This is a genomic window from Salinivibrio sp. AR647 (assembly GCF_001995415.1).
Classification (GTDB): domain Bacteria; phylum Pseudomonadota; class Gammaproteobacteria; order Enterobacterales; family Vibrionaceae; genus Salinivibrio; species Salinivibrio costicola.
The window spans coordinates 354976-376507 of sequence record NZ_MUFE01000005.1; the positions used below are offsets into that span (position 1 = coordinate 354976).

At 48.2% G+C, this 21532-nt stretch carries 19 protein-coding genes; 10 read left to right on the top strand and 9 right to left on the bottom strand.

The features are described from left to right. Positions 1 to 114: 114 nt before the first annotated feature. On the top strand, positions 115 to 1698 hold the full coding sequence (locus BZG76_RS08345; RefSeq protein WP_077460896.1) for a S8 family peptidase: 1584 nt from the start codon (positions 115 to 117) through the stop codon (positions 1696 to 1698). 135 nt (positions 1699 to 1833) lie between these two features. On the opposite strand, the gene rihA is transcribed toward BZG76_RS08345, so the two are convergent. Then, positions 1834 to 2769: a pyrimidine-specific ribonucleoside hydrolase RihA gene (gene rihA, locus BZG76_RS08350; RefSeq protein ID WP_021022974.1), complete on the bottom strand. Its 936-nt coding sequence runs from the start codon at positions 2767 to 2769 to the stop codon at positions 1834 to 1836. Positions 2770 to 3212: 443 nt separating this feature from the next. On the opposite strand from rihA, the gene BZG76_RS08360 reads away from it, so the two are divergent. The 5 genes from BZG76_RS08360 to BZG76_RS08380 all read left to right on the top strand — a co-directional run bounded on the left by BZG76_RS08360 (position 3213) and on the right by BZG76_RS08380 (position 7532). Further along, positions 3213 to 4460, top strand: a complete 1248-nt coding sequence (locus BZG76_RS08360; protein ID WP_021022976.1) for an aromatic amino acid transport family protein — start codon at positions 3213 to 3215, stop codon at positions 4458 to 4460. A gap of 318 nt (positions 4461 to 4778) precedes the next feature. Further along, entirely contained in the window at positions 4779 to 5516 is a 738-nt protein-coding gene (locus BZG76_RS08365) for a nucleoside recognition domain-containing protein (protein WP_021022977.1), read from the top strand. After that, positions 5513 to 5980, top strand: coding sequence for a YjiG family protein (locus tag BZG76_RS08370; RefSeq protein WP_021022978.1), 468 nt, complete (start codon positions 5513 to 5515; stop codon positions 5978 to 5980). Before BZG76_RS08365 ends, BZG76_RS08370 begins: the two co-directional genes overlap by 4 nt. 8 nt (positions 5981 to 5988) lie before the next feature. Then, positions 5989 to 7125, top strand: a complete 1137-nt coding sequence (locus BZG76_RS08375; RefSeq protein ID WP_021022979.1) for a M20 family metallopeptidase — start codon at positions 5989 to 5991, stop codon at positions 7123 to 7125. 221 nt (positions 7126 to 7346) lie between these two features. Further along, positions 7347 to 7532, top strand: a complete 186-nt coding sequence (locus BZG76_RS08380) for a DUF2798 domain-containing protein (RefSeq protein ID WP_274532499.1) — start codon at positions 7347 to 7349, stop codon at positions 7530 to 7532. A gap of 4 nt (positions 7533 to 7536) precedes the next feature. Here BZG76_RS08380 and BZG76_RS08385 read toward each other — a convergent pair whose 3' ends face one another. The 4 genes from BZG76_RS08385 to BZG76_RS08400 all read right to left on the bottom strand — a co-directional run bounded on the left by BZG76_RS08385 (position 7537) and on the right by BZG76_RS08400 (position 13274). Further along, a complete protein-coding gene (locus BZG76_RS08385) occupies positions 7537 to 8961 on the bottom strand; it encodes a transporter substrate-binding domain-containing diguanylate cyclase (protein ID WP_198532318.1) in 1425 nt (474 codons plus the stop codon). A 230-nt stretch (positions 8962 to 9191) separates the two neighbouring features. Further along, on the bottom strand, positions 9192 to 11117 hold the full coding sequence (locus BZG76_RS08390) for a RecQ family ATP-dependent DNA helicase (RefSeq protein WP_077460899.1): 1926 nt from the start codon (positions 11115 to 11117) through the stop codon (positions 9192 to 9194). Positions 11118 to 11276: 159 nt separating this feature from the next. Continuing rightward, entirely contained in the window at positions 11277 to 11885 is a 609-nt protein-coding gene (locus BZG76_RS08395; protein ID WP_077460900.1) for a bifunctional 4-hydroxy-2-oxoglutarate aldolase/2-dehydro-3-deoxy-phosphogluconate aldolase, read from the bottom strand. 9 nt (positions 11886 to 11894) lie between these two features. After that, on the bottom strand, positions 11895 to 13274 hold the full coding sequence (locus BZG76_RS08400) for a GntP family permease (RefSeq protein WP_077460901.1): 1380 nt from the start codon (positions 13272 to 13274) through the stop codon (positions 11895 to 11897). 152 nt (positions 13275 to 13426) lie between these two features. Between BZG76_RS08400 and BZG76_RS08405 the strand changes: the two genes are divergently transcribed. Together BZG76_RS08405 and edd are read left to right on the top strand one after the other, a co-directional pair. Next, on the top strand, positions 13427 to 13948 hold the full coding sequence (locus tag BZG76_RS08405; RefSeq protein WP_077460902.1) for a gluconokinase: 522 nt from the start codon (positions 13427 to 13429) through the stop codon (positions 13946 to 13948). Beyond that, the gene (gene edd, locus BZG76_RS08410) at positions 13945 to 15738 is read left to right on the top strand and encodes a phosphogluconate dehydratase (protein WP_077460903.1); all 1794 of its coding nucleotides are present in this window, start codon (positions 13945 to 13947) and stop codon (positions 15736 to 15738) included. Before BZG76_RS08405 ends, edd begins: the two co-directional genes overlap by 4 nt. Positions 15739 to 15759: 21 nt before the next feature. On the opposite strand, the gene BZG76_RS08415 is transcribed toward edd, so the two are convergent. Further along, entirely contained in the window at positions 15760 to 16761 is a 1002-nt protein-coding gene (locus BZG76_RS08415; protein WP_077460904.1) for a substrate-binding domain-containing protein, read from the bottom strand. 159 nt (positions 16762 to 16920) lie between these two features. Here BZG76_RS08415 and BZG76_RS08420 point away from each other — a divergent pair, with 159 nt between their 5' ends. Then, positions 16921 to 17304 carry a DUF3302 domain-containing protein gene (locus tag BZG76_RS08420; RefSeq protein WP_077460905.1) on the top strand — a complete coding sequence of 128 codons (384 nt, stop codon included), beginning with the start codon at positions 16921 to 16923 and terminating at the stop codon, positions 17302 to 17304. Continuing rightward, the gene (locus tag BZG76_RS08425) at positions 17304 to 18434 is read left to right on the top strand and encodes an HlyD family secretion protein (protein WP_077460906.1); all 1131 of its coding nucleotides are present in this window, start codon (positions 17304 to 17306) and stop codon (positions 18432 to 18434) included. The genes BZG76_RS08420 and BZG76_RS08425 overlap by 1 nt, the downstream gene beginning before the upstream one ends. Positions 18435 to 18448: 14 nt before the next feature. On the opposite strand, the gene arfB is transcribed toward BZG76_RS08425, so the two are convergent. The 3 genes from arfB to BZG76_RS08440 all read right to left on the bottom strand — a co-directional run bounded on the left by arfB (position 18449) and on the right by BZG76_RS08440 (position 21449). Beyond that, positions 18449 to 18862, bottom strand: coding sequence for an alternative ribosome rescue aminoacyl-tRNA hydrolase ArfB (arfB, locus tag BZG76_RS08430; RefSeq protein ID WP_021022988.1), 414 nt, complete (start codon positions 18860 to 18862; stop codon positions 18449 to 18451). A 102-nt stretch (positions 18863 to 18964) separates the two neighbouring features. Continuing rightward, positions 18965 to 19660 (bottom strand): pirin family protein, encoded by a 696-nt coding sequence (locus BZG76_RS08435; protein ID WP_077460907.1) that lies wholly within the window; start codon positions 19658 to 19660, stop codon positions 18965 to 18967. Between the two features lie 163 nt (positions 19661 to 19823). Beyond that, complete coding sequence (locus tag BZG76_RS08440) at positions 19824 to 21449, bottom strand: HAMP domain-containing methyl-accepting chemotaxis protein (RefSeq protein WP_077460908.1); 1626 nt, start codon at positions 21447 to 21449, stop codon at positions 19824 to 19826. Positions 21450 to 21532 lie beyond the last annotated feature (83 nt).

Consider the following 21532-nt stretch of genomic DNA (forward strand, 5'->3'; position numbering starts at 1 on the left):
TAAAGTGATTTTCACTACGGAAAAAACAGCCTTAGTTGTATAGCTTTAAAGCGTTATTGTTGATTTTTGTAGGCAATAATTGCTAATACATTTAACCATTGTAAGGAATACAATATGTTAAAGCATGCTCTTAGCTGTTGCGTCGCGTCGGCGCTGATGGCGGCATCACCCACAGCACTATCTGAACAACATGAAGGTAAACAAGGCGTCTCTCAGCAGCAAACGCTAGCGCCATTGATGGTTGCGGCGGAAAACCGGGGGATTGAGGATCAGTACATCGTGGTACTCAAGCAGCCAATGACTCTGAGTGATGATCCGCAAGCGTTGAAAACCTTTACTCAACAAGCCGTGTCTAGCATGGTTAACCAACATGCGGTTAAGGTAGAAAAAGTGTTTGATCGCTCGTTAAGTGGGTTTGTAGCTAAGCTCACACCGGCACAATTACGTGCATTACGCATGGATTCGCAAGTTGATTTTATTGAACAAGATAAGACCATTTCATTGGACCCGGTGATTACCCCTGACGCGAACCAAAATAACCCTGTTTGGGGGTTAGATCGTATTGATCAGCGCAATCTTCCTCTAGACAACAACTACAGCACTAACTTTGATGGCACAGGTGTCACTGCTTATGTTATTGATACTGGTGTGACAACGTCACATGTTGAGTTTGGTGGTCGTGCACGCTCCGGATATGACTTTGTTGATAACGATCAAGATGCGACTGACTGTAACGGCCACGGTACGCATGTGGCTGGCACCATTGGCGGTAGTCAATACGGAGTCGCTAAAAATGTCGATATTGTCGGGGTGAGGGTGCTCAGCTGTAGCGGTTCGGGGTCGACGTCCGGTGTGATTGGTGGTGTCGATTGGGTAGCAGCCAATGCGAATGGCCCGTCAGTGGCAAACATGAGCCTAGGTGGAGGCGTATCAACAGCGCTCGATCGTGCCGTTGCCAGTGCGGTACAATCTGGCGTGAGTTTTATGCTAGCAGCGGGTAACTCCAATGCTGATGCCTGTAATAGTTCGCCTGCACGAGAGCCAAGCGGTGTCACTGTAGGATCTAGCACGATTCGCGATACCCGCTCTAGCTTCTCAAACTGGGGAAGCTGCTTGGATGTGTTCGCCCCAGGATCGGACATAAAGTCCGCTTGGTATGATGGGAGTTATCGCACCATCAGCGGCACCTCGATGGCGACCCCTCATGTTGCTGGGGTTGCTGCCTTGTACCTACAAGAAAACAGCAGCCTTTCGCCTGTACAATTAGCGAATTTAATTAGCAACCGCGCGAGTGTCGATAAAATTAACGACCCTCGTGGCTCCGTCAACAAACTGTTGTATAGTCAAGCCGATAGTAGTTGTGAGCCAAATTGCGGTACAGAGCCTGATCCTAAGGGTGAGCTTAAAAATGGTCAGGCGCTAACAGATATTTCGGGTGGGCAAGGCGCCCAGCGCTTCTTCTATGTTGATGTAGACGCTGGGCAACGCCTCACGGTGAATATTAGCGGCGGCTCAGGCGATGCTGATTTGTACCTGCGCTATGGCTCAAAGCCAACCTTTAATAACTGGGATTGTCGACCGTACAATTACGGTAATAGCGAAGTGTGTACCGTGCAGAACACCCAGAAAGGTCGCTATCATGTGATGTTGAACGGCTACGCAGCATTTAGTGGTGTCAGCGTGACCGCCCGTTACTAGGCGTTTGTTGGCAATAAATAGCATTCGCTGCACGACAAGTGATGAATAGTAAGATACCGAGTTAAACGCGCGGATATGATCCGCGCGTTATTTATCAGACTTGCCGAAAACCTCTTCGTTTAGGTAGGAGAGCAGTCAATTGTAGTGGCGTATACACTTACACAGTAAATCGATAAACCCTTCTCGGTTGATTGCCATTGCAACCTCGGCATTGGCTGGATTACCTGTAACTTGATAACGATCGACCACTGTCATACCTGTTGTCAGTGCTCCCTGAGTTTCTATACCCACCCAAACGGATTCACAGTCAAAAAGCTCAGGCTTGACTAACCACGCAATCGTGCATGGATCATGTAACGGTGAGCCATCAAGTCGCCATTTAGGATCGCGATGGTAGCGCATAAAGAAATCAAGCCACCCCGCGACAGTTTGCGCGACAGGATTATTAATGGCTCGGATAGACGCCACGTCTTCATCTTTGACTAGGGCTTGATGGGTCACATCTAACCCAAACATGGTTATGGGGATCCCTGCACGGAAAACACAGTCTGCCGCCTCAGGGTCAACATAAATATTAAATTCAGCGGCGGGTGTCCAATTGCCAAAAGTCACGCCTCCCCCCATCAATACAATCCGCTTAATTCGGTTGGTCAGATCAGGGTAGGCAGCGATAAGTAACGCCACATTCGTCAATGGACCTGTTGCAACTAAGGTGACCGGCTGATCGCTTTTTTTTAAGACACTGGCCATCAGATTAACAGCATTATTAGGATCAGGATCCATCATAGGCTCTGGCAGCTCAGGACCATCCAAGCCCGACTCGCCGTGAACATTATCGGCAATAATCAAATCACGGGTGAGCGGTTTATGTGCCCCACCCGCAATGGGAATATGCGATTGTTGCAGTAAGGTGAGAATGCGCCGTGCGTTGTAAAGCGTTTTATCAGGGGTTTGGTTGCCCGCACTGGTCGTCACGGCTTTGATATCGAGTTGCGGTAATGCACAAGCCATTACCAGTGCAATGGCATCGTCATGTCCCGGATCACAGTCAATAATAATGGGTTCATTCATAAACAACCTATCCCGTTGAGGTAAATATCCGTTGAATCATGCTTAGGATAAATGTGTTTCTGCACTGTGCTTGTGATCCCTTTCGCTAAACAGCCATGTCGCGCGAGATGTAGTCGCGCGAGATGTAACATGTGCGTGATTTATCATCAAAAAATGAGATGTAAACAGTTACAATTTGTCAACAACAAGCAAACGAAAATGTGGTTGTTGCATTGTTTTGCAAACAATTCAATCAATCTAATTAATATAAATAATTTGGAATATTGTTCTGATTATTTGTCAATTTATTGGTTATTTATGCTGCCATTTGAAGAATCGCCCAGCTGGATTTGCGTGTTTTTGGTGATACAATTAGGACATATATCTATTACATATATGTGATAGTTTAGGTCGAACTCGGTACTATGCAACCGCACAAAATATTATAACTAAGAGAGTTTGACGTGAACCAGACTATAGATATCTCCTCAAAAAGTGTATCGCACCGTTGGACCCAGCATGACACCCATTGGGCGCTTAGCTTGTTTGGAACCGCGGTCGGTGCCGGAATTTTGTTTCTACCCATTAACCTAGGAATGGGAGGCTTTTGGCCGCTGATTATTATGGCGGTACTAGCGTTTCCGATGACGTATATGGCGCACCGGGGCCTAGCGCGCTTTGTATTATCGTCGCGTCACAACGATGCCGATTTCACCGATGTCGTCGCAGAACATTTCGGCGCCAATGTCGGACGTATGATTTCGATGCTGTATTTCCTCTCTATTTTCCCCATTTTATTGATATACGGCGTTGGGCTGACCAACACGGTTGATAGCTTTTTAGTCAACCAACTGGGATGGGTATCACCAAATCGCGTGTTGCTGTCGGGTGTACTAGTCGCTGGTATGATTGCGATCATGTTGGGTGGTGAACGCCTGATGCTGCGTGCGTTCGCGGCGATGGTTTATCCGTTGGTTGCCATTCTGGCGTTTCTGTCTTTTTATCTTGTTCCATCGTGGCAAACGCCTAATCTCAGTTTACCGCCGATGGGTGAGCTGGGTATGAGTCTTTGGTTGGCGGTGCCTGTGGTGATTTTCTCGTTTAGCCATGCAGCGGCGATTTCTAGCTTTGCCAACATTCAGCGCCGGCATTACGGCGACGAGGCTCAAGGTAAGTCAGAGCAAATTCTTAAACGTGCCGGTATTATGCTGGTGGCTTTTGTGTTGCTGTTTGTGTTCTCGTGTGTGTTGACACTCACCCCAGCACAAATGGCAGAAGCAAAAGCACAAAATGTGTCTGTATTGTCGTATCTTGCTAATGTCACCCATAACCCGTTTATTGGTACCTTGGGGCCTTTGGTTGCTTTCATTGCGATTACTTCATCGTTTTTGGGACACTTCCTTGGCGCGCGTGAAAGTTTGAACGGCTTGGTGACGAAGCACAGTAAACTCACTTACAAAAGCGCCGACAAACTGGGCGTCATCGTGATGTTTTTTGCTATTTGGGGCTGTGCCGTGATCAACCCCAGTATCCTTGACATGATGGGTGCATTGTCTGGGCCTGTGATTGCGATGATCTTGTTCATCATGCCAACGGTTGCCGCTTACAAGGTCAAAGCCCTGGCGCAGTATCGTGGGCAAGTAGGTACTTACTTTATCTTCATCACAGGGATGCTTGCGATATCAGCATTGCTTTATAACCTGATGGGCTAATTAAGTATTCGTAATCATCCATTTAAAAAGCGCCCACTGGGCGCTTTTTGGGTTATATTTTCTAATCTATTATAAGCGGTTTTCTTATCCGATGTTCTCTGCGCATATCTCTCAGTTGTGACATATAAATGCATTTAAATCAGCCTTTAAAGTCACATTCATTTCTGTTTTCTTTGACTTTGTTTGTCAGCTTATGAATGAGCTCATATTATGTAACTGCTAGCCTATTACTTGTGGGATAAATTGATAATTATCAATCTTTGTTTGTGTGTCAGCGCCGATGATGAGGTCAATGTTCATTGATCATGAGGGCTGTTTATGACACATCCAACCGATACAGATCGGCAAGTGACATGGGGATGTTACTTGGCACTGGTATTCGCTGTGGTGTTTTTCTCGGGATTGTTACAATCCAATCAATGGTACGGCGTGTTCGACTTTACCACCTTGAATGGTTCGTTCGGACAAGTTGCGTATCAGGCCACGACTGCGACAGACGGCACGGTAGAGGTGGCAACAACATCACTTCGCGGTAAGGGCGGGAGCGGTGCGCGTGATGGTTTCATTTTTGCGTTGACCTTAATTCCTACCGTGATGTTTGCGCTGGGTATGATTGGTGTACTTGAGCACTATGGAGCGCTTGATGCCGCGCGCAAACTCTTAACGCCTCTTCTTAAACCTGTATTAGGCATTCCTGGAAATTCAGGACTAGCACTGATTGCCTCCATGCAAAGCACAGATGCTGGCGCAGCGATGACTCGTCAATTGAAAGATGAGGGTTACCTGACCAAGCGTGAAACCGATGTATTCACCATGTTTCAGTTCACGGCAGGCGCAACCATCGTCAACTTTTTTTCCTCGGGTGCGGTACTTTTTACTTTAACCATGTCAGACGGTTCGTTAGCGGTGACATCGTCAATTGGTCTTGCTATTGGCGTGATCTTCTTATTTAAGTTCATTGGTGCCAATGTCTTTCGTTTGTACCTCAATATAACTGAGGGCAAAGGACCGCAGCGAGAAAAGACACAATCCTATCAAGAGGAGCACGCATCATGACCCAGTCTTCTACCAGTAAACCGATGATCACTGACATCTTTGTCGAAGGCGCTAAGAAAGGTTGGCATATTGCAACAACATCAACCGTGCCTAATGTTGTCATGGCGTTTGTGATTATCAAAGCACTTCAAATTACCGGCCTACTGGCCTTGATGGGCGATGTGTTTGCACCTGTGATGGCTGTATTCGGATTACCCGGTGAAGCCGCCGCAGTGCTAATGGGGGCATGGATGTCGATGGGAGGCGCTGTTGGTGTCGTGATCACTTTGTTTGACCAAGGCATTCTCACCGGTACCCATATCGCTATCTTGGTTCCTGCTATTTATTTAATGGGTTCGCAAGTGCAATACATTGGCCGAGTAATGGGCCCGATTGGCACTGAAGGCCGCTACATCCCTATTATGGTCGGCATTTCTATTCTGAATGCTTTTGGCGCCATGTGGGTGATGAATCTTTTACTTTAGGAGGCATGATGACGTTTTCTTTGCAACGCTACCTAGATGAGTTGGCGCCTCTAGTCAATATCGACTGTGGCACCTTTCAACGAGAAGGTATTGAGGTGATTGCGGCCCTAATGGCCGATAAATATGAGCAAATGGCAGGATGGCATATTAAGCGAGTGGAATGTGGAGAGGCAGGGATTGGATTGGAAATTCGCAACCAGCCAACCCATCCACATATCGATGTGATGCTGATTGGTCACATGGATACGGTCTTTCCTCAGGGGACGGCGGCAGAGCGTCCCATGCATGTGGAGGACGGCTTCGCATACGGTCCCGGTGTATCAGACATGAAATCAGGCTTGCTTAATATCGTGTATGCACTGCGCGCATTGCCACAAGCAGAACGTGATGCATTGAGCATTTGTGTCTGCATGAACCCGGATGAAGAGGTGGGTTCGATACATTCCAGTACCTGGCTTGAGTCCGTTGCTCGTGATGCACGCTATGTGCTGGTGGCAGAGGCGGCCCGCGCAGATGGTGGCTTAGTAAAAGCGCGTAAAGGCATGGCGCGTTATAAAATTGCCGTTTCAGGTCGTGCCGCTCATGCTGGTAACGAGCCAGAAAAAGGACGTAGCGCGATTACAGAGTTAGCTCATTGGCTGGTGACCCTCGATAGTATGAAAGATCTAGAGGCCGGTACCAGTATTAATGCTGGTTTGATTGAAGGTGGAGCGGGGGCGAATATTGTCGCTGCTTATGCATCGGCACTGGTTGACGTCAGGTTCTGGGACAACAATGCTTATTGCGCGCTTGATCAAGCCATTCAAGCGCGCGCCTCTCACCCTTACACCCCCGATGTCACCATTGAATTGGTTCGCGAAGCCTATAAACCAGCGATGGTGCCGACCCCTGAAACGGAACACTTGATGGGTCTTGTTGAAGCGGCAGCCTTTGAGGAAACCGTGCCTATCCATTGGAAAGCGGTGGGCGGCGGCTCCGATGCCAATAATACCGCAGCATTGGGGATCCCTAGTTTAGATGGATTTGGCCCAGTAGGAGCCAACTTCCATAGTGATGGTGAGTATTTGCAACTCGACTCCATTGAACCAAGGATCCGCTTGCTCACTCGAGTGTTATCACGTTTAGCAGAGCAAAAAACAGTCTAAACATTGCGCGGCTACAATAAGCGGTAGCCGCGATGGCGTTTCCCATCAAGTGACCATGTCATATTACAAATTAGGGGGGAAGTTGATCTGCTATAGTTGATCGACGCAGTAACACCACTTGTTATTTCTGCTTGCTCATTTACTATAAGCATTAGTACTTGCTAAATTATTGGGTGTGTATGTTACCAAAACGATTTTTCCCTATTGTTGCGCCGTTTCTGATGTCAGTGTTAATGGTGACGTTGATGACAGCGGTAATCACCGCTGTGAATACCGGGCTGAGCAGTGGGTTTGTTTGGCGTTGGTTAGAGGCCTTTATCGTTGCTTGGCCCATTGCGTTTACTATTATTTTTGTTTCGTCAAGACATGTTCAACGATTAGCTCAGTGGTTGTGTAGCCGCGAGTAAAGGGTTACAGCACGTGTAGAACCGCGCAGTTTTTACCCTGTTTTTTGGCTTGGTACATGGCTTTGTCAGCATCGATAATTTCACTGTGAGGCATGCCGCTAGGATAATAAGCAACGCCTAAACTGATCGTGACAGGCTTAGACGCGTGATTAAATAACGCTAAACTCTGTCGCGCAATCTCTTCACATAAAACCCTTGCTTGTGCCAAGGCGCCCTCTGCACTTGAGAAGTATTGGAGTATTGCAAATTCCTCGCCGCCAATACGGGCGATAATGGCATCTTTCGGCAATAGAGTTGTCGCCGTTTTAGCCACAAAACAGAGCACTTCATCCCCATGAGCATGACCAAAACCATCGTTAAATGCTTTAAAGTCATCAATATCAAAAACCATTAGTGCGATGTCGCCTCTCGTTTTATCCAAGTCATAGAGGTATTGATAAAAATACCGGCGATTGCGCAACAGCGTTAATGAGTCGGTAATGGCTTGATCTTGAAGCATATCGTTGGCTGTTTGTAGCGCGCGCGTTTTTTGTTTGACCGTTCGCTTAAGTAAGACAATGTAACTGGTAACGATAAAAATACTGATAGCGACTAAAGCAGGAAATAAATGTGTAGGGTAAACCGTTTCAACGTCATAATAGACCCAGCGATTGAGTAGCTGGCGTTTAGTATCGTCATCTAACCAAGCAAATTTATTGTCTATGCGATTAAGTAATGCCGCGTTGCCTTTCGCAAATCCAGCGTGCAGCATCTCTGTATAAAGGTGCCTGACAGGGATAAAAAGGTTGTGGTTCGTGGTGGTATAAAGGTGATAATTTGCCACTTGCAGGTCGGCCACAAATGCTTGAATTTTTTCAGATAATGCCGCATCAAGCATGGCTTGGTTATTCGGGAAAAGCTGCAATGCTACGTCTGGAAAGTTAGCGCTCATAAACTCTTCTTCGTACCCGCCTTGTACCACGCCAATCTTATGTTCGGTCTCACCAGAAAGGACAAAGTCAGCAGACGTGCCCATCATGGATTGACTGAAAAATACTTGCGTATCAATGGCAAATAGAGGCGTGCCAAAATCCATGAATTGCAACCGCTCCGGTGACTGAAGGAGCCCAGCGTGCACATCAGCTTGACCGGTACGCACTAAATCGATTGACGTTTGCCAGTCGGTCAATAGAAACTCGATATCATAGCCATTGCGGTCGCCAAATTCTTTCCAAAAGTCAATCAAGATCCCTCTGGGTTCTTGGTTGCTATTGAGATAAGAAAATGGACGCCATGCATGCGAATTAGCCACCTTTAAAACAGGTTTTTGTGACTCAGGTTGTTCGCTGTTATCAGAGTGAGCGCTGGGGCTTATCGATAACAACACGCCAACGCACAGTGTAAAAACAATTTGGCGGGCCAAAACATACAACGCCCCAGAATGCAGCATAAATAAACCCTGAATATGACAATACATTAAGTGTGCGGTGGTCACCGCATCACGTCTTTATCATCAGTATATGAATAAATTCTTAACTTCTGGGATAAATTTGTCTCGTTTTCTTATAACTATAGGGTTATAAAGGTGATCGCGGCTGTTGCATAACACTGAGATTGTTCGGCTAGCCGCTTAAACGGGTGTTAACGCACGCAAAGGTCAATGAATCAAATCGCCACTTCTTAATGATAGGTATCGTGATCAGCGATCACCTGTTCTTTGATAGTTTGAAACGGATAAGATGCAAGGGCGCCAAACCCAGGTATGGCCTTCGCCTTAATTTTGGTATGAAGCGGTGACGATAGGCCGAGTAAAAAGCGCGTCATTGCCGCCGAAGTTGGCGTGCCGTCGCAAGCAGCCGCAAAGTGCTGACACCATGAGGATAACGCTTGCGCATCGATCGCCGGTAATTCTGGGCGCGGAGGTAAATGGGCGATCTCGCCTTGGCATACCGAGCAATGACCACAGGTGGTTGGTGCCGCATGATCACCAAAATAGTCGGCAAGGCGCTGACTAATACAGGTTGAAGAAGATAACAAGGTCAGTAATTGTTTGATGCGGGCAAGCTCGCTCTGTTCTTTTTTGGCAAAAAGGGCATACAGCGTCTCAGCTTGATCGTGAATATCAATCTCGTGGGTGTTCACGCCAAACACTTGTGTGGCTTGTTGGGTCGCGAGTGATAACCAACCTTGTTCGTGAAAGTACTCCAATGCAGTTAACGCGCGCTTTCTTTCTGCTCCAAAGCGTTGCCACAGTTGTTGGAAATCCATCTTGTACCAGGTTTTTGCTTTGATCGCGCATGCAAATAGCTGGGCAACAAATTCGCGTCGCTCACCATGGAATTTGGCCGTAATGGCGGCGGGTGACTCCACACACTGGAATTTCACATCGGCAAAGTAACTGTATTGGCTGGTGATCACGCCGGCCATTTCTAAATAAACGAGCAAGGTTTTAAGCGGTAAGAGCCGAATATTATATGTCCGTGAAAGACTATGGAGCATGACTTCCCATTGTTGACCGGCCTGTTGTACTTCTTCCAGTAACCCCTGAATCGCCATTTTGTCTGGCGTATCGCCGTAGATAAAATTCTCTAGTACATTCAGACTCGACTGGTTAGCGAGTACCGTGCAGGTCGCCTTGTGACCATCCCGTCCCGCGCGGCCAATTTCTTGGCTGTAGTTTTCAATCGACTTCGGCAAATCAAAATGGATGACACGGCGAATATCCGCCTTATCGACGCCCATCCCAAAGGCGATGGTCGCAACAATACATGGCGATTGGCCCGACATAAATGCCTCTTGTATCGACACGCGAACATCGTGACTCATACCGGCATGGTAAGCTGTCGCGGATATATGCTGGGATTGTAACCACTGGGCGATATTCTCCGCGGTCTGCTGCTGGGTGACATAAATGACGGTCGGCAAATCGGGGTCGGGCTTTAACTGCTCAACCAGGGCTTGCCGCTTATGCGTCTCTTCCACGGCGACCACATTTAGATGCAGGTTAGGACGATAAAACCCCGTTAATGTGGTGTTATTTGCCGGGATGGTAAACTTCGTCTGCATGTCCTTAACCACAGCTGGCGTTGCGGTGGCGGTGAGAAGCAAGACTTGCGGAATATTTAATTGCTGTCGGTAAGCAGGGAGTTTGAGGTAATCAGGACGAAAATTGTGTCCCCATTCAGAGATACAATGCGCTTCATCCACCACCAATAACGAGATCGGGATAGGCGTGATAAACTGGCGAAAACGTTCGTTATTCAAACGCTCGACTGAAATCATCAGTACCTTGATGTCGCCGCGACGGACTTGATCCATCACTTGTTTGGTTTGTTCGGGTGTCTGCGTTGAATCGATGGTGGCCGCTGGGATGCCTTTGCGGGTCATAAATGCAAGTTGATCATGCATTAATGCCAGCAAAGGCGAAATCACCAATGTTAAGTGGGGCAGCTGTGTGGCCGGCAATTGATAGCATAATGATTTACCTGCACCGGTGGGAAAGATCGCACAGGCCGATTCACCTTGCATCACCTGCGAGATCACTGCTTCTTGTCCCGCACGAAATGACGAAAAACCAAAAATTTGCTCAAGTGCTTGTGCCAACATACTGTCTTTCCCCTACTTTTAACCAAGTGTCTGTTTATGAACAGGCGGGAAAAGGTATCGGCTATGTGCCGAGGTTGCAAGCACAGGCGGTATGCGTGCGAGCGACCCCATTATCTTCAATAAGTGGGGTCGATCTTTTCTTAACGGATGCGAGAGCTATCACAGCGCCTTAATCAGTGCTGCGATCTCATCCCACCTTTGCTCATCAATCAACTTGGCGGGCACCATCCAAGTACCGCCACATGCCAGTACAGAGGGCAACGCGAGATAATCGCTCACGTTTTCTTCACTCACGCCGCCGGTTGGCATAAAGCTGACCGGGTACACCGCAGATAGCGCTTTTAACATCGCAATGCCTCCCGACGCTTCCGCGGGGAAAAACTTCAACGTATCAAGACCAAGTTCCATGGCTTGCTCGACCAAACTCGGGTTGTTGATCCCAGGGACGATGGCAATCCCACGTTGTTGGCAATGTTTTACTGTAGTGGGATTAAGCCCAGGGCTAACAATAAAATCCGCCCCAGCGTCAATCGCAGCATCGACTTGTGCAGGCGTCAGTACCGTTCCGGCACCAATCAGTAGCTCGGGATAGGCATCGCGCATTTGGCGGATAGCACTGACAGCCGCGTCGGTACGAAAGGTAATTTCGGCGCACGGTAAGCCATTGTCGACCAAGGTTTTGGCGAGTGGGACGGCATCGTCCGCATTATTAATCGCAATCACCGGCACAATGCGAATTGCCTTGAGACGTTGGTGTAGTTCAGTCATGGGATTCCCTTATAGTAAAATGCTTAATAGCGCTACGATAACAAACGCGATAGTCCCGAGCAGGGTTTCCATCACAGTCCAAGTTTTTAGCGTGGTTTTTTCATCCATTTCGAGCAAACGTGATACGAGCCAAAAACCCGAGTCGTTGAAATGCGATAAAACGGTAGCTCCACCGGCAATCGCGATGACAATAAAGCATAAATCGAGTTGAGATAAGCCGACAGTGTGCGACACCGTGGGCGCAATCAGCGCGGCTGTGGTTGTGAGTGCAACGGTGGCTGAGCCTTGTGCGACACGCAAGCAGGTAGCAATCACAAACGCGGCCAATATTATCGGCATCCCTGTATCTGACAGCATGTTGGCGAGTGCTTCACCAATGCCGCTAGAACGAAGTACGCCTCCAAACATCCCGCCCGCACCGGTCACCAAAATCACCGCACAAATCGGTGCCAATGAGTCGGAGCACAGCTTCTCCATTTTACTTTTGCCAAGCTTTTGGCCGAAGACTAACAAGCAAGTTAACAGCGTGATGAGCAGTGCAACCGGTGTTTTACCCAGCATACGCAGAAAACCAACCCATGGGTTTTCGCCGTCAACGATACCTGCAACACTGAGTGCGTTTAAGCCTGTGTCGAGGAAAATTAGCATGACAGGTAGGAGTAAGATCATCAGCACCGTAGAAAAGGTGGGATGGTCCTTTTTGTTTTTAAACATCACTTCTGTATTTAAAAACGCCTTCGCAAGGGGAATATTGAATTTCTTGCCGGCATACAAACCAAATAAATAACCGCCTAGATACCAAGTGGGTAGCGAAACCAGTAGCCCAACGACCAAGAGAAGACCCATATCTGCGCCGAGTAAATCTGAGGCCGCAACGGGGCCGGGGTGCGGGGGAACGAAGGTATGCATAACCGCAAATGCACCCGCGACGGGTAGGGCATACTTTATCGGTGAGCCACCTAAACGTTTCGCGACACTAAACATAATGGGCATCATCACAATCAGCCCCGCATCAAAGAAGATCGGAAAGCCAAATAGTAGAGAAGCGATACCCAGTGCAAACGGAGCACGGGCTTCGCCAAAGCGGTCGATCAGCGTATCGGCCAATACATTTGCGCCACCGGTGACTTCGAGAATTTTACCAATCATGGCGCCGAGTCCAACGAGCAAGGCGACCGACGCCAGGGTGCCGCCAAACCCTGTCATCATGGCCGGCACTACCTTATCGGTAGGGATCCCCGTGGCCAAAGCAGTGATTAAGCTGACCAATGTGAGTGATGCAAACGCATGCACCTTAAGTTTCATTATCAGTAGTAATAACAACGCGATAGCGCCCAATGCTATCAAGAGTAAAGTAGTGGGTTCAGGGCTTTGTGCGAGTAGTTCCATGGCTCACCTCTTCCGACCAGGATGTTTGTGTTAAACTTCACAAATCTCAACGTTACCGGTAACATGTTACCGGTAACCACACTAAGATAAAGACAATTATTGAATGCGTTATCAAAAATGAGATCTGGTTAAAATCTCGCTAAGGAGTGGGTATGGCAATTGGCAGTGTGATTGTGATGGGCGTCAGTGGCTCGGGGAAAAGCACCCTTGGCGCAAAGTTGGCACAGCGCTTAGGGGCAAAGTTTATTGATGGAGACGACTTACACCCGCGTGCGAATATCGAAAAAATGGCGACGGGTAAGCCGCTTGATGATCATGACCGAACTCCCTGGCTGGGCCGGATTAGCGATGCCGCTTTTAGTTTGGAGCATAAACATGAATATGGCGTGATTGTGTGTTCAGCCTTAAAGCGCCGCTATCGAGACCAGATCCGAGATGGCAATCAGAACGTTACCTTTTTGTTTTTGGACGGAGATTATGCGTTGATCCTCGCAAGGCTTCGAGCGCGCAAAGGGCATTTTATGAAAACCCATATGCTGGATAGCCAGTTTGCCACGTTGGAGGTGCCGGGTGACGATGAGCCTGATGTGGTCCGAGTCGGCATTGATGCAGACATTGATACTGTGGTGATACGTGCAGTGAACGCTTTAAAAGACAAGGAGGATGCCGAATGACACATCCGACATTGATGGCAGTGACAGAGGCGTTATGCCAGCGCAGCCAACCGACGCGCATCGCGTTTTTGAATCGGACTCAACAGCAAGCCGATACCGGGAAAGCGCGTACCAGTTTGTCTTGCGGTAACATAGCGCATGCGGTGGCGGCGTCGTGCCAACAAGACAAACAGCACATGCTGGATATGACCACCGCCAATGTGGCGATTATCAGCGCCTATAACGATATGCTGAGCGCGCACGCGCCCTATGCTGACTACCCTGATCAGATCAAAGCCGCTTTGCTGCCGTTAGGTCATACCGCGCAAGTGGCAGGTTGTGTGCCTGCGATGTGTGATGGAGTGACCCAAGGCCAACCGGGAATGGAAATGTCATTGTTTTCACGTGATGTGATTGCACAGGCGACTGCGATATCGCTGAGTCACAATGTGTATGACGCAACATTATTGCTTGGTGTATGCGATAAAATTGCACCGGGACAATTGATGGGCGCGCTGGCCTACGCCCATTTACCTACCTTATTTATTCCCTCCGGCCCAATGACAACGGGCACCAGCAATGATCAAAAAGTGGCGGTGCGTCAAGCCTATGCGGCAGGCGAAGTAGGCAAAGACGCATTACTCGCCATGGAATGTCAGGCTTATCACAGCCCGGGAACCTGCACCTTCTATGGTACGGCCAATACCAATCAACTGGTGCTCGAGGCGATGGGATTAATCTTACCTGGCGCTGCCTTTGTCCCACTAGACTCAGCGTTGCGCCAAGCGTTGACTTGCTATGCAGCGACAGCGTTAGCCTCTCAGTGTGCCGAAAGTGCAACTTACCGATCATTAGCCGATGTGGTGACTGAAAAAAGCGTGGTGAATGGTGTGGTTGCGTTGTTGGCTTCAGGCGGCAGCACCAATCATACCATCCATTTGGTGGCCATGGCGCGAGCAGCAGGGATTATCCTAACGTGGGAAGATATTGATGCGCTCTCTCGTATAGTGCCCTTGCTGACTCGAGTCTACCCCAATGGGCCGGCCGATATTAATGCCTTTGAAGCGGCCGGAGGCGTACCGACGTTAATGGCTCACTTACATGCGCTAGGGTTATTGCATGCCGATACCTTGCCTGCCGTCGGCCAATTTAGCGACCAGCTGACCACACCACGATTAGATCAGGGGCAGCTTGTTTGGGAAGCCGCCACCCCATCAACCGACACAGCGGTCATTGCCCAGCCCGGTTTACACTTCAGTGCAACTAGTGGTTTGCGCATGCTGTCTGGCAATATGGGTAACGCGGTGATCAAAGTCTCAGCGGTTGATCCCGCGCATCGCGTAGTTTGTGCGCCCGCACGGGTGTTTGAGTGTCAGCACGAGGTCGAGCAGGCCTATCAACGCGGTGAGCTCAACCAAGATGTGATTGTGGTGGTGCGTTTTAATGGCCCTGCTGCTAATGGGATGCCAGAGCTCCATAAACTCATGCCTATTCTCGGCAATGTGCAAAAAATGGGTTATCAGGTCGCACTGGTAACAGATGGCCGGTTATCCGGCGCGTCAGGCAAAGTCCCTGCGGCCTTGCATGTCTGCCCGGAAGCCATGCATGGCGGTGCGTTGGCGTCCATTCAAGACGGCGATCTGATCACATTGGACGCGAATACTGGCGTATTGACCTGCCATGCTGACTTATCTCAACGATATGTAGCTAATACGCCTCAAGCTGCTACAACCTGGGGACGTGATTTGTTTGCTGCGGCGCGTCAGCAGGTGTCTCGCGCCGATGAAGGAGCGACGTATCTATTTCCGTGATCGCTCGGTCAACCGTGATGGTTACAAGCTGCCACCGTCTGTGATGGTGTGTGGGATAGCATGCACTTTTTCGGTGATAGTTTCACCGCTTAATGCTTGAATCAAAAGTGTCGCGCTGCGCTCACCGATTAACTCTCGGGGCGTCGCGACACTGGTGAGTCTTGGGCTGACCACAGTGCCAATATCCAACGCATTGTAGCCGACAATGCTAAGCGTTTTAGGTACCTCAATGTCCTGCTGTTTACAGGCAAGTAACGCACCGACGGCGAGGTCATCATTGGTACAAAACAGCCCGTCACAATCTGGATACTGAGCCAAGGTTTGGTTAAGTAAGGTCTCGCCTAAGCTGAATGAAGAATGCTCCTCGGTGGCAACACAGCGAGGAGTGAGTCCTGCCTGTGTCATCGCGCGTTCGTACCCTTTTTGCCGCAGCTGAGTGCGGGTATCCAGACGAGCCGCCAAATACACAATCTGCGTTTTATCTTTGTTGATCATCGTTTGAACTGCATCATAAGCGGCTTGCTCATGATCAAGCCCAACTGCCATATCAATCGGCGTTTCTGGAAGCTCCATGGTTTCTACCACAGGAATGGCGGCGGTTTTTAACATTTGTAACGTACGTGGGGTGTGGTTAGTTTCAGTGAGGATTAAGCCATCCACTTGATAAGAGAGCAAAGAGGCAATTTTCTCTTCCTCTGCCTGCTCGCTATAGCCGGCGTGCGTAATCAAAATGTCGTAGCCATGTGCCTTAGTCACGCGTTCAATGCCCTGGACTAAATGAGCAAAGACTTGGTTAGACAATGAAGGAAGCACAATTCCAATGGCTTTGCTCGATGATTTAGATAACATCGCGGGCACACGATTTTGTATGTATCCCAATTCTTCAATCACCGCCGCAATCTTGTCGCGTGTCGCAGGGGCGACTGACTCCGGATTGCGCATATAGCGCGAGACTGTCATTTTGGTCATCCCGACGCGGTCAGCAATATCTTGTAAGGTGGCCCGGTTTCTTTTTTCTGTCATCTCATGCACTAGCCGAAAATGTTACATGTAACATTAGAGCAATCTGTTCACTGATAAGCAAGTGAAAATTGTTGAGTCTCGATAAAGCCCTATACCGAATATGTATGTGCTACGTTTAACCATAACATGACTGTTAATTCGTTGTTTAGTGAGTGTTCTATGGCGTTAGATTATATTGCTCTTGGGATGTTGGTTTTTGTGGTTTTAGTTATTTTTTATGGCGTGATTGCGATTCATGACATTCCTTATGAAATTGCGAAAAGGCGTAATCATCCCCAACAAGATGCTATCCATGTGGCGGGCTGGATAAGCTTGTTTACACTTCATACGCTATGGCCTTTTTTGTGGATATGGGCAACGTTATGGCGTGAGGATCGCGGTTGGGGGTTCACGACATTAAAAGAAGAGCAGCATGATATTAATCATCATGTTACACAGTTGAGCGAGCGAATCGAACAGCTGAAAAGTGACGTTGAATCCCTCAAGCAACAGCAACAACAAAACGACCAAACGATGACCCAAGAAAAGCAGGAGAATGACTAATGGACCTACTGCTTATCATGACTTATACGGCGATCTGCATCGCTATCTTTAAAATATTCAAAATTCCTTTGAACAAATGGAGTATACCTACGGCAATTTTGGGTGGCATTGTGATCGTGGGGGCCATGACGTTATTAATGAATTACAACCATCCGTTTACACAACTCGGCAAGCAAGCGTTCTCAACAACCCCGATTGTCCCTGGGGTGCGTGGTCGCGTGATTGATGTTCCCGTAAAAGCCAACCAACCTCTCGAAAAAGGTGACGTCTTATTTAAACTGGATCCGACTCCGTTCCAAGCGGAAGTAGATAAAATAGAGGCGCAAATTAAAGAAGCGAGTCAAGATGCACTCGGCTTAGAATCCACGGTATTGGAGGCCGAAGCGGAAAGACGAAGAGCCATTTCTGAGCGGGACAAAGCAAAGCGAGAATACGAGCGCTATCAAAAAGGCTTCAATAAAGGTGCATTTACTGAACAGGAGCTTGATACAAAAAGACAAGCCTATTTATCCGCTGAAGAAGCCATCAATGTGACTGAGGCGCGGCTTAATCAAGCTAACCTTGCTTTAAATTCACAGATAGGAGGTCAAAACACCACTGTTGCGCGTTTACTGTCAGAGTACAGAAAAGCACGGTTTAATTTAGAGCAAACGGTGGCAAGGGCGCCAACAGATGGATTTGTGACACAATTGTCATTACGTCCTGGAATGATGGCGGTGCCGTTTCCTTTGTCGCCTGTCATGACGTTTATCCATGACGAAGAGAGAATATTTACTGCCGCATTTAGGCAAAATTCACTTCAGCGCTTAGCTCCTGGATTTGAGGCTGAATTTATTTTTCCTTCCATGCCGGGGAGGGTATTCCAAGGTGAAGTGATTGAGGTACTACCTGCGATCGCAGAGAGTCAGTTTCGTGCACAAGGGAGCTTAATCGGTACCGATGCGTTTAAAGAAAACGGACGCGCACTGGTGTCCCTCAAGCTTGACGATGACGCCATCGCTCATCAATTACCGCTTGGGGCGAGTTTTGAAGTTGCCGTTTATTCGGATCGCGTACATCATGTATCAATAATGAGAAAGATCCTGATTCGCATGAAAAGTTGGCAAAGCTATCTTTATATTGATCATTAAGCCAATGCGATTTGTCACGGCGCCACTTTTCCGCGCAAAGACTTAGTCTGGCTCTTACGCTTTTTGGATTCTACGCGGCGGCGTTGTGACGCTTTGGTTGGCCGAGTTGGCTTGCGTTTTTTCTGCTCCACCATCGCGCTTTTAATTAGCGCAGCGAGGCGTTCTAACGCGTCTTCTCTGTTTAGCTCTTGGGTGCGGTAGTTTTGCGCTTTTATCACCACGACGCCGTCTTTGGAGATGCGTGAATCGGACAGTGTCATTAAGCGTGCTTTGTAGGCATCAGGCAGTGACGAGGCGTGAATATCAAAGCGCAAATGAATGGCACTCGACACTTTATTGACGTTTTGTCCGCCTTTCCCAGCGGCGCGGATGGCCGTGAGCTCGATTTCACTGTCGGGAATCGCTACTTTGTTGGATAGAGTCAGCATACGGCCTCAAATATTAACAAGAGGCGCGCAGTGTACATAGCATTAGGCCTGTGGCGCAAATAAGCCTGCAGGCCGAGTCTTTTTGAGTCGTTAATCGGCACTTTAGGATAAATCAAATACCAGTGTTTGGCTGATTTCGTTGCCGACATTACTAAAGGTGATGTGACGGATATCTTCGACTTTCGCGCCATCACCGGGAGAAAGAGATGTGTTTTCAACCTTAAGAGTGCCCGCGACTTGATGCACATAGGCGTTGCGTCCTGCCTCCAAAGCGAAGGTAACAGACTCAATCGGCGCCAAGACAAGTTGCAGCAAACGTGCCTCTTGTTTTATTTTTAACGAGCCATTCTCACCCGTTGGTGTCGCAATGACGGTAAAGCCGGCTTGGTTGCCAAAATCTTTTTGCTGATAGCCCGGCTCTCCGCCTCTTTCGTTAGGTTCAATCCAAATCTGTAAAAAACGCAATGGCTGGGATGACGAGGCATTATATTCACTGTGATAAATACCACGCCCAGCCGACATCAGCTGGAACTCGCCAGCGGGTAGAGTTTGTCGGTTGCCTTGACTGTCTTTGTGTTCGATTGCCCCCTCCAGCACCAGGCTGATGATTTCCATATCACGGTGTCCATGGGTATCAAAGCCCGCGCCGGGCGAAACGATATCATCATTGATCACACGTAGTGCAGAGAAGCCCATATGATGGGCATCGTAATAGCTACCAAATGAAAAGGTATGGCGGCTTTGTAGCCAGCCAAAGTTGGCCTGACCGCGATCGCTGGCATGACGTACTGTAATCATAACGCTTCTCCTCACTGATTCGATGTTGAACAGCGGTGACGCTGAACAATAGATGCAGTGTAGAAACAAAAACGCCGTGCGAACACGGCGTAATATTGTGCATCTTGTTCTAAAACATTGAACGAGTATCGTGCAGAAGAAATAGCACGCATCAGATAATGTACTAAAGCTTAAATGTTTCCATGCGTGTTTTTAAGTTATGCGCAAGATTGCTGATTTGGTCACAGGCAATCGCTGTTTGCGTTGCCCCCTCGGCCATTTCCGTTGAGGCACTATTAATGTTCTCAACGCTGCGGTTAAGCTCGTTAGAGACAGAGCTTTGCTCACTGCAGGCGGTAGCAATTTGGGTACTGCGTTGGGCGATATCATCAACAGAGACTTCAATTTCCCGCATTTGTTCGCCGGTATCGCTGACCGTTTCTACACATTGCGTAATGCCTGTTTGGCATTCATGGCTGGATTCGCGGACCTTAGTCGTGTTTATTTGCAGTGTCTCGATGGTATTAACGATTTGCTCGGTCGATTCTTGAGTACGCTGTGCCAGTGAGCGAACCTCATCGGCTACCACAGCAAACCCTCGGCCTTGCTCACCGGCACGGGCTGCTTCTATCGCCGCATTCAAAGCAAGTAAATTAGTCTGCTCGGCAATACCACGAATCACATCAACCACGACATTAATGTCTTCGGAGCTTGTTTTAAGTTGCTCTGTTAACGTCTCTGAGTCTTGCATCAATCTAGATACGCGTTCAATAATGCTAATCGCATCGGCTAATGAACCACTCCCTTTTTTTGCTATATCTGCTGCCGAATGCGCTGATGTTGCGCCTTCTTCGGTATTTTGTGCCACTTCACTGACAGCGGCTTGCATCTGGGTCATCGCTGACGCCACCGATCCAAGCTCTTGCTGCTGGTTTTGCATACCTGACGCATTTTGAGATGAAATCGCACTCACTTCTTCAACGGCGGCAGTTAACTGAATAGTAGAATCGTTAATTTCTGATACCAATCCGTGAAGATTGTTTTGCATCGTCACCAATTCTTTGAGTAAGGAGCCAAGCTCATCTTTGGACAAGTCCTTTTCATCAAATTTGTTGTTGAGCTGACCTTTGGCAATACTCGATGCAAACGCGAGCGCTTTACCGACTGGGCGAGAGATAGCGCGAGAAAGCAGAATAGATGCAGCCATAATCACTAAAATGATCACAAGTGTTCCAATGGCTGCATTTATCTGAGCGGCGGTTGCTGCACTCTGGGCTTCTGCCCCAATTTGCTTTACTAAGTCATCGTTTAATTCGAGTGTGTTATCCAAGCTTTTTAGCGCATCGGAATAGGTCCCAAAACTGGCTAAAACGACTTCATTCGCTTTGTCAGGATCGTCATTTCTTAAAAGCTGGTTATAAGACTGGGTTTCCTCAATGTACTGATTCCACGTTTTCTTAAACACATTAAATGATTGTTTTTCTTGTGATGTGAGGTCCAGAGCTTGATAAGCTTTGATCCCAGCTTGTACATCGGCACGCCATTGGTCGAGATCGTTTAACCATTGCGATATTTTTGGGTTACCGCTGTTTGGTAGCAGTGAAAATTCATCTTTCCGGACTTTGGTGATGTCGACCTGAATGCCTTTTAATATTGATACCGAGGGGAGACTTTTGTTTGAAAGTTGTGTGATGTCTTTACTTATCGAGGATAGGCCGAGCATAAACATGATGGCAACGGAGGCAAAAACGATAAAAACGGCAATAAAACTGAGCCCTATTTTTTTGACAACACTAAGATCTTTCATCATCTGCTTTCCTGTTCATCGCGCTTATGAACTAGCGCAAAGGTGTTTTGTAACAACATTAAGCTAAGCGTAGACGATTTAGATGA

Coding starts and splice junctions, on each gene's coding strand:
- BZG76_RS08440 (WP_077460908.1), bottom strand. CDS start 21,449: ATGATGAAAGATCTTAGTGTTGTCAAAAAAATAGGGCTCAGTTTTATT.
- BZG76_RS08435 (WP_077460907.1), bottom strand. CDS start 19,660: ATGATTACAGTACGTCATGCCAGCGATCGCGGTCAGGCCAACTTTGGC.
- BZG76_RS08345 (WP_077460896.1), top strand. CDS start 115: ATGTTAAAGCATGCTCTTAGCTGTTGCGTCGCGTCGGCGCTGATGGCG.
- BZG76_RS08395 (WP_077460900.1), bottom strand. CDS start 11,885: ATGACTGAACTACACCAACGTCTCAAGGCAATTCGCATTGTGCCGGTG.
- BZG76_RS08420 (WP_077460905.1), top strand. CDS start 16,921: ATGGCGTTAGATTATATTGCTCTTGGGATGTTGGTTTTTGTGGTTTTA.
- BZG76_RS08425 (WP_077460906.1), top strand. CDS start 17,304: ATGGACCTACTGCTTATCATGACTTATACGGCGATCTGCATCGCTATC.
- BZG76_RS08375 (WP_021022979.1), top strand. CDS start 5,989: ATGACGTTTTCTTTGCAACGCTACCTAGATGAGTTGGCGCCTCTAGTC.
- BZG76_RS08400 (WP_077460901.1), bottom strand. CDS start 13,274: ATGGAACTACTCGCACAAAGCCCTGAACCCACTACTTTACTCTTGATA.
- BZG76_RS08365 (WP_021022977.1), top strand. CDS start 4,779: ATGACACATCCAACCGATACAGATCGGCAAGTGACATGGGGATGTTAC.
- edd (WP_077460903.1), top strand. CDS start 13,945: ATGACACATCCGACATTGATGGCAGTGACAGAGGCGTTATGCCAGCGC.
- BZG76_RS08370 (WP_021022978.1), top strand. CDS start 5,513: ATGACCCAGTCTTCTACCAGTAAACCGATGATCACTGACATCTTTGTC.
- BZG76_RS08390 (WP_077460899.1), bottom strand. CDS start 11,117: ATGTTGGCACAAGCACTTGAGCAAATTTTTGGTTTTTCGTCATTTCGT.
- BZG76_RS08415 (WP_077460904.1), bottom strand. CDS start 16,761: ATGACAGAAAAAAGAAACCGGGCCACCTTACAAGATATTGCTGACCGC.
- BZG76_RS08385 (WP_198532318.1), bottom strand. CDS start 8,961: ATGCTGCATTCTGGGGCGTTGTATGTTTTGGCCCGCCAAATTGTTTTT.
- BZG76_RS08380 (WP_274532499.1), top strand. CDS start 7,347: ATGTCAGTGTTAATGGTGACGTTGATGACAGCGGTAATCACCGCTGTG.
- rihA (WP_021022974.1), bottom strand. CDS start 2,769: ATGAATGAACCCATTATTATTGACTGTGATCCGGGACATGACGATGCC.
- arfB (WP_021022988.1), bottom strand. CDS start 18,862: ATGCTGACTCTATCCAACAAAGTAGCGATTCCCGACAGTGAAATCGAG.
- BZG76_RS08405 (WP_077460902.1), top strand. CDS start 13,427: ATGGCAATTGGCAGTGTGATTGTGATGGGCGTCAGTGGCTCGGGGAAA.